4 protein-coding genes are annotated in these 7,473 nt (G+C 63.4%); 1 reads left to right on the top strand and 3 read right to left on the bottom strand.

The genetic code is table 11. The features are described from left to right. The first annotated feature begins 321 nt into the window (after positions 1–321). Entirely contained in the window at positions 322–993 is a 672-nt protein-coding gene (locus DMP08_RS08705; protein ID WP_161555451.1) for a LemA family protein, read from the top strand. A 95-nt stretch (positions 994–1,088) separates the two neighbouring features. Here DMP08_RS08705 and rlmKL read toward each other — a convergent pair whose 3' ends face one another. The 3 genes from rlmKL to DMP08_RS08690 form a co-directional block, all read right to left on the bottom strand. After that, the gene (gene rlmKL, locus DMP08_RS08700; RefSeq protein ID WP_123192523.1) at positions 1,089–3,416 is read right to left on the bottom strand and encodes a bifunctional 23S rRNA (guanine(2069)-N(7))-methyltransferase RlmK/23S rRNA (guanine(2445)-N(2))-methyltransferase RlmL; all 2,328 of its coding nucleotides are present in this window, start codon (positions 3,414–3,416) and stop codon (positions 1,089–1,091) included. A gap of 213 nt (positions 3,417–3,629) precedes the next feature. Continuing rightward, positions 3,630–4,865, bottom strand: coding sequence for an RNA polymerase sigma factor RpoD (rpoD, locus tag DMP08_RS08695; protein ID WP_114565859.1), 1,236 nt, complete (start codon positions 4,863–4,865; stop codon positions 3,630–3,632). Positions 4,866–5,085: 220 nt separating this feature from the next. Next, positions 5,086–7,362: an EAL domain-containing protein gene (locus tag DMP08_RS08690; RefSeq protein WP_123192522.1), complete on the bottom strand. Its 2,277-nt coding sequence runs from the start codon at positions 7,360–7,362 to the stop codon at positions 5,086–5,088. Positions 7,363–7,473: the final 111 nt, after the last annotated feature.

Below are 7,473 nucleotides of genomic sequence, written 5' to 3'. Positions count from 1 at the left end.
AAGGTGAAATCGGACACACTTTTTGAAACACCTAGAAGTTGGTGCGAAACAACTTCTAGGGTCTATTTTCTATTGATGAACTGGTAATACAGGGTAGAAATAGACACACTTTTTGAAACTTAACCCACGCCCACCCGCTCCCCCCTTCCCAGCACGGCGGCCGAAGCAGCCCGCAAACGCGGCTCTGCACGCATGCCTCTACCACCCTCCGAGGGAGATGAGCACCCGAAACCATACTTCCTGCGGTATGGAACAGAGCGGTCGAGCGACCCTACAATAAGGACGGTTCCCGCTGCGGCCCTCCAACCGAAGGAGCACGCCTTGACGTTGCTTATCCCCATCGCCTTCCTTCTTGCCGGCGCCTTCGCCGTCATGACCATCCTCGCACGCAACCTTGCCAGCCTTGGTCGAGAGTCGGACGCCATGTGGGAGCAGCTGCAAGCGACCCGCCGCAGCCGAAACGACGTCATGGCGCGGATAACCGACGCCGCACGGGCAAACGGCGTGGACGACCCCTCCGCCCTGCAAGCCGTCGAGCGCGCCTTTGCCGATGCGCAGGCCGCTGAAGACCCGACGCGCGCCGCAGAAGCCGACGATGCGCTCTGCGTAGCGCATCGCAACCTGCTCGACCTTATCGAAGGGCGCGCATCTGCCCTGCTCGAGCGCGCGCCCTTCGCGCTTCTCCTAGAGGATCTGGGAAAGCTGGAAGATCGCATGACAACCTGCAAGGGACTCTACAACAACCGCGCCACCATGTACGGCAACGCGGGGCGCACGTTTCCCACGCTGCTCATCGCCAAGCAGCGTGGCTTTGCGCCCCGCGAACGCTACCTGCCCCGCGAAGCGTCCGACCCCCTTGCCGTGGCCGCCGCAAGCGGCTCCACCGCGCTGGCGGAAGCTTCGCCCCGCATCATGAACGCCTACATGCTATGGGCCATCGGGCTATCCGACACGGTGCTCGAAGAAGCGCCGCAGCATCGAACCGGGCGATAGCGAGCGCAACCGTCCGGCCCGTCCCTTCCCCGTCGCGCAAAAAAGCCGCTTGCCGGGTGGCAAGCGGCTGCAAGCGAGCAATGCGAGCGGCTCCGTTACGCGCGGCGCACCAGGTAGCACTTATGGATGCGCGGATTGCGCTCGAAGTCGTGCGGGATGGTTTGCGCGGTGATATCCTCGATGACCACGCCGTATTTCGCAAGCGCTTCCTCGTCGGGCTTGAAATTGCGCAGGTTGCACGAGAACACGGCCTCGCCCCCTTCGGCCAGCAAACGGGTCACGCCGATAAGCAGCTCCACATGGTCGCGCTGGACGTCCCACGTGCGCTTGCCCATGGCCTTGGAATTCGAGAACGTGGGCGGATCGACGAAGATCAGATCGAACCTGCGCGGCGTGCGGCGACACTCCGTTATCCACGTCATGACGTCTGCGCGCTCGAATGCATGCGCTTCGCCCGTAAAGCCGTTCTGCTCCATGTTGCGCTCGGCCCAATCCAGATACGTTTGGGAAAGGTCAACCGTGCACGTGGACTCCGCCTGCCCGCCCGCAGCGTGCACGGTAGCCGTGCCCGTATACGCGAACAGGTTGAGGAACCGCTTGCCCGCGGCTCGAGCGCCCACCAGCTCGCGCGTCAGACGATGATCCAGGAACATGCCCGTATCCAAATAGCCGGACAAATCGACTTCGAGCAGGTACCCGTCCTCCTGCACGTGAGTCACGTACGAGCGCCTTCCCGCCCCGCGGTACTGGCTTCCCCCCTTGTCGCGGCAGCGAACCTTGGAGAACACGTGGTCGGGACGCACGCCCAACACCACGGGAGCCAGGGACAGAACGTCGTCGAAGCGTCGCTGCGCCTTCGAGGGATCGATCGTGGAGGGCGCGGCGTATTCGGCTATATGCACATACGTGTTGCCCGACGCCTGGCCCGCGCCCGTGTACAGGTCGATGGCAACCGCGTAGTCGGGCAGATCGGCATCGTAGATGCGATAGCACGACACGCCCTCGCGCTTCGCCCACTTGCGGCGCTCTTTCGCAACCTTGCGAAGACGCGAAGCGAACTGCTCGGATGCAGACTCGAACACCTCGACACGATGCTCGGCCCCGCCCGCGGAGTCGGGCACCATCACGATCACGGGCTCCACCGGAGGCTCGTCGAACACGAGCACCTCGACCGAAACCCGGCCCGCGCCGAGCGTCGTCCGCTCGAAAGGCTCCACGCCGAACCGGGATTCGATGCCCTCGCCGCCCGCCACCGCGAACGTCGCGCCCGGACCCGCCGCCGTGGACGCGCGCGAGAAGGCGGCCGATTCGGCCTGCTGCCGCGCCTCGGATTGCGCGCGATCGCCGGTGGGCAGCACGCTTGCCACCAAGAACCCGGAAACCTGCATGCTGTCCGCGCCGCTGTCGGCCATCGCTTCGCGCATTGCGCGCGCCGCCGCCGATCCTACGCGTCCAACCAGGTCAGGAGCACTTTGAGCATCGCCTAGCTCAATGCTCACAACCTGACGCAACCCTGCGCGCTTGGCGCGCTGACGGGCACGGGCTATAGCGGGCGACGACGTGGTCGCCCCGGCAAAGCGCACGTACGCCAAATCGGGCGGAGCCGAAGGATCCTGCGCATCGCACGCCGCCACGCGCGCCAGCCCCGCTTCGAAACGCTCGTCGGCCTCGGCGAGAAGATCGCCCCATGCGTCCTCGTCCGCCTCCGCCCAGCCGAAGAACCCCCAGCGCGAGCGAGCAAGGCCGGGCGCAAGGTCGCATGCGACCGACGCGGCCTCGATGACAAGCGAGCCGTCCGAGCACGTCGGATCGACGCATGCAGCGCCCGATGCGGCTATGTCGTGCCAGCCGGCCAAGGCCAGCAGGCCGGCGGCCTGCGCGCACTCCAAAGGAGCGTCCGGCCCGTCGTCGGCCGCCAAGTACATGCGTCGATACAGGGACTCTCCCGACAAATCGAGCGAAATAGTCGCTCGCCCTTCGCGTATGCGCACGTCGAGCACAACGTCGGGCTGATCGGTATCCACATCAGGACGCTCGCCGCGCATCTCGCGCAAGCGGTCGCACACCGCGTCCTTCACCTTGAGCGCGGTGAAGCGCGTATTGCGCAGCTGGTCGTTCATGCCGTGCGCTTGCACGGCCATGCTCGCTCCCGAAGCAATGACCCGTTCCCACGGCAAGCGGCGCGCGCCCTCGTACAGCAGGTTGGCATCGGACGCGTTCACGCGACCGACCACGAGCGTCACGCGCGAGGCAAGCCGCGACCACAAGCACGCCTTGAGCGCGCCGCGCATATCGCAGAAAAAGGCAACGCCCCCGCCAAGGGGGCGCACGCGCTTAGCTCCAAGCGACTTCAGTTCGTCGGCCAGCGGCTTTTCCAATCCGGAAAGACAGCTTGCGAACAACTCGAGGTTGTATTTTTCCATACATGACGTCCCATCGTAAAATCGCAGGTTGGAACAGCGCGCCGGCAAAGAGGCCCCGCGACGCCCGCCGCCTTCCGCTCCGCAGCCCGCATGCCGTGCGACATGCGGGAAGGGCAACAAGGCGAAAACTCGGACATCGCGGGGCCTCGTCGGCAAAACCGATCCGCGCTACGGCGTCGAACAACTTGGGCGGCATTCGAGCCGCCCAAGCCCTTAGTCTTCCAGGTAATCCTTGAGCTTCGAGGAGCGGGACGGGTGGCGCAGCTTCGCCAGCGTCTTGCTCTCGATCTGGCGAATGCGCTCGCGCGTAACGCCGAACTCGCGTCCGACCTCCTCAAGCGTGCGTGGATGGCCGTCTTCCAGCCCGAAACGCAAAGCGATAACCTTGCGCTCGCGCTCCGCCAGCCCGTCGAGCACTTTCGACAGCTGCTCCTGCAGCATGCTGAACGATGCAGCGTCGGGCGGCACCACGGCGGCGTCGTCCTCGATGAAATCGCCCAGCTGGGAGTCTTCCTCTTCGCCGATGGGAGTCTCCAAACTCACGGGCTCCTGCGAGATCTTCTGGATCTCGCGCACGCGCTCGGCCGGCAAGCCCATCTCCTTGCCGATTTCCTCCGGCGTTGGCTCGCGCCCGAGCTCTTGCAGAAGCTGACGCTGGATGCGGACCAGCTTGTTGATAGTCTCGACCATATGCACCGGAATGCGGATGGTGCGCGCCTGGTCGGCGATGGCGCGCGTGATGGCCTGGCGGATCCACCACGTGGCGTACGTGGAGAACTTGAAGCCCTTCGTGTAGTCGAACTTCTCGACTGCGCGGATAAGACCGAGGTTACCTTCCTGGATCAGATCCAGGAACAGCATGCCGCGACCGACGTAGCGCTTCGCAATGGACACGACCAAGCGCAGGTTCGCCTCGATGAGCTGCTGCTTGGCGTCCAAACCCACTTGCTCGATGCGGCCAAGGCGACGCTTCTCGCGGCGCTCGAGTTCGATGCCCTCGTCTTCGGCCTTGTCCAGCTCTTCGCTTGCAGCGACGCCGGCTTCGATCTTCATGGCCAGGTCGATCTCTTCAGCTGCGTTGAGCAGCGGAACCTTGCCGATTTCCTTGAGGTACATGCGCACGGGGTCGCCGGTGAGCATGGTCACGGACGCATCGGCGTTGCGCTTGCGCACCGACGAGCGAACGCGGCCGCTCTTAGCCCCCACCTTCGGCAACTGCACTTCGCTGACGGCCTTGAGCTCTTCTTCGGGAATGCCCGCAAGCAGGTCCTCGTCCTCTTCGCCATCTTCGGACAGAGGCGTTTCGAGTTTATCGTCTTCGAGCGTATCGGTAGCGCTTACGTCCGGTTCGACGTCGAGCGCGTCGTCGTCAAGCATCTCCTCAGATTCAATCGGGGCTTTCGCTTGGTCATTCGCTTGTACCGGCTGTTTCTTAGAGGCTTGGGCCACGTGATCTTCCTTTCCAACAGGATGGCGCACAGGGCATGAAGACATGCACGCTCTAGGCGCAAAGATACAGCCGAACACTATATCACAAAACTCAGGCGATGCGCAGGTCAATCTATAACCGTTACCTACTGCTGCCGCCACCGGCTTCCTGTTGAAACTTCCGGCCGATGCGCGGCCGGCGAGCCGAACACAGCCGCGCGCCGCTCGAAACCGCCCGCGCTCAAAGCGACATGAAGCTTGCCGGCTGCGCTCCCCCATCCGATCCAACGCGGCCGAACGTCATCTTCTCGAACAGATCGATCGGAACCGGGGCGGAGAACACGTATCCTTGCACGGCATCGCATTCGGCATTGCGCAGAAACTCGATCTGCGGAATGGTCTCGACGCCCTCGGCAATGGTTCCCATGTTGAGCTTTTTCGCCAGATCGATGACCGACTCCACCACCATCTCGGAACGCCTTTCGTCGCCCAGGAAGAACTGACGGTCGATCTTCAAGGTGTCGACGGGTATGTCCTTCAGAACGTTGAGCGACGAGTATCCGCTGCCGAAATCATCCATGGAGCAAAGGAATCCCAGCTCGTGGATGTTATCGACCGTCTCTCGCAGCAGATCGAGGCTTTCGAACGCAACGCTTTCGGTCAGCTCGAATTCAAGGAGCCCCGCGGGGACGTCGTAGGCTTCGCGCAACGCCTCGAAGGCGGCAAGGAAGCCTTCGTCGCGCAGATGCAGCGGGGATAGGTTGACCGAAAGGGGCAGCGGCTCGATCCCCGCGTCGATCCACGATCGTATGAGCGCGCAGGATTTCTCGAACATGGCCAGGTCGAGTTTCATGACGAAGCCGTTGCGCTCGAAAAGGGGGATGAAATCCACCGGCGGGATCAAGCCGCGCTTCGGGGAATCCCAACGGACAAGCGCTTCCGCGCCGATGGCCCGCCCCGTTTCCAAGCTGATCTTGGGCTGCAGGAACAAGATGAACTCGCCGTTGTCGAGCGCGCGCTCCATCTCGTTCTCCATTTCCTTCTCCCGGATCAGGCGCTCGTGATCCACGTCGCTGAAGAACGCGCACCGGTACAAGCGGCTGCCCGTTGCAGACGGGGACTTCCGCGCGGTGTTGGCCCGATCCCTGACGGTAACGATGTCGTTCGGCCATTCGGCAAGGCACGATCCACAGTTCAGCTTGACGAAATACGGCGTGCTGTTCTCGCCGTTGAACGCGTTCACGCGCTCCGACAGATCGCGCAGCCAAGCCCGCACGCGGTCCTGCTCGGTATCGTTCAGCATGACGTTGAACACATCGGCCGACACCCGCGCGGCAGCCTCCCCCTCGCGCAATCCCTCGACGATCGCCCGATGCAGGTAGCACAGCAGCTCGTCGCCGCGAGTTTTTCCGAAACTGTCGTTGACCAGGCGGAAATCCTCGATATCCACCGCCACCAAAGAGAACGGGCTGCGGTTTTCGATGCGCTCGGCCACCAGCATGTCGAATCGCGCCACCGTATGCCCGCCCGTCACCGGGTCCACGAAAGCCAGATCGCTGATCTCGCGGTTCTTGCGCGACGTCGCCCAGGCAAGGCAGCCCCCGAACGCGCCGAACGACACCAAGGCGAGCAGGGCCGTGCCCACGATGGCCTGGTTCGCATAGCCGGAAACAGCGCTGGCGTACAGCGAAGGGGGAACCACGGAAAGAGAGTACCAACCGCCCAAGTCGAGCGGGTAGTAGTTCACCTCGCGGCGCTGGCCCTGCACCGTGTACCCCACGCGACCGCTCATGCCGTGCCGCATATCCTGGATCATCCGATCGAGGTCGGCTTCTTCGAGCACGGCTTCCTCTTCGAGACCTTCGAAGAAGTTGCGCTCCGTCACCAAGGAATTGGCGTTGTCGGAACGGAGGATGAAATCCCCGTCGCTCGTCACGATGTGCGCAAAGCCCACGCCGTCGGCCGTATCCGTGTTGTAGAGCAGGCGCATGGAGTCCTGGGGGATCCATCCCACCACCGCGCCCAGATCGCTCGGGCCAACGGCCGGCGCAGCGTACAGCGCGCCTGCGCCCTCGCCGAACTCGGGAATGGCGACCAGCTCCGACCCGACGTTCGCCTGGCCCACGATGGCGTTCGCGATGACCTCGTAGTCCTTCGCATCGACGGACCCTTTTCCGGGAACGGTCAGGATGCCGTCGTAATCGACGTACCCTATCCAGCCGAAAGGACTGCCCTCCACAACGGCCCCCACGGCCGCGGAACGAGATTGGTCGTCACCGGGAAGCGCATTGAGCTGGCGCCCTAGGTGCTCCAGCAACTCGACGTTGAACGCCATGCGCTGGTTGATCTTGTACGTGGTCTGCTGGGACAGCTCGGCCAGATAGCCTTCGGTCTCCCCCATGACCACCTGCTCCCCGCGAACCAAGGTGATCGCGCAAACTGCTCCGGTAACAAGCGCGACGACCGCGAACACCGCTGCGAACACGCGCAGATAGCTCCTCTGCAGGATCGCTTTCACCCTTATCCCCTTTTCGCTATGAAACAAGCCCTTGCCAGGCTGCGTCCAGTACGCGGTCGGGCTATGCGGTTTGCTTGCTGACTTGATTTCACATTATTCCAAAGCGCGCCG

Source organism: Paraeggerthella hongkongensis, assembly GCF_003726035.1.
In the GTDB taxonomy this organism is placed as follows: Bacteria; Actinomycetota; Coriobacteriia; order Coriobacteriales; family Eggerthellaceae; genus Paraeggerthella; species Paraeggerthella hongkongensis.
Note: the sequence above shows the minus strand (reverse complement) of the source record. Positions and strands in the feature narration are given on the sequence as shown.